The 596-nt window shown below is 46.3% G+C and carries 1 protein-coding gene and 1 pseudogene; both read left to right on the top strand.

All coding sequences use genetic code 11. The features are described 5' to 3' along the window. Positions 1–279, top strand: a pseudogene (locus tag A3761_RS05910) (hydroxymethylglutaryl-CoA lyase); the annotation flags it as partial. Between the two features lie 21 nt (positions 280–300). Beyond that, positions 301–596, top strand: a 296-nt coding sequence (locus A3761_RS05905) for an acetyl-coenzyme A synthetase N-terminal domain-containing protein (RefSeq protein WP_304439592.1), incomplete at its 3' end; no start/stop codon positions are given.

Here is a 596-nt window from a genome sequence, read left to right as displayed (position 1 = left end):
TGCCATTTTCACGATACCTACGGCCAAGCGCTTGCCAATCAATACGCAGCCCTAGAGTTAGGCTACAGAACTTTCGATACCTCAGTAGCTGGCTTAGGTGGTTGCCCCTATGCAACCGGAGCCTCTGGAAATGTCAGCACAGAAGACACCGTTTATATGCTCCAGGGGGCTGGCATGGAAACAGGTATTGAGCTAGACAAGCTCATTGAAGCAGGAAACAGAATTTGCAATGCAATTGGCCGAACTAATCAATCAAAAGTAGCGCTCGCATTAAAATAACCAGACTCGGAACAGCACGACATGAATCAGCAAAATAACGAATGCCTTTGGCAACCTAGCATAGACCGCATATCGCAGACAGAACTGACTCGATTCATGTCTTATCTAAATCAGCAAAGCGAACATTCATTTGAAAGCTACGATCAACTCTATCGTTGGTCTGTCTCTGATAAGCAGGCATTCTGGTCACAGCTGTGGGATTTCTTTGATGTCAAAGGTCATAAAGGCGAACTCACCTTGCTTAATGAAGACAAGATGCCGGGTGCGCAATGGTTTCCAAATGCGACCTTGAACTTTGCCGAGAATCTGTTGCGCCA

This window comes from Oleiphilus sp. HI0123 (assembly GCF_001635315.1).
This window is presented reverse-complemented; position numbering and strand designations above follow the sequence as displayed.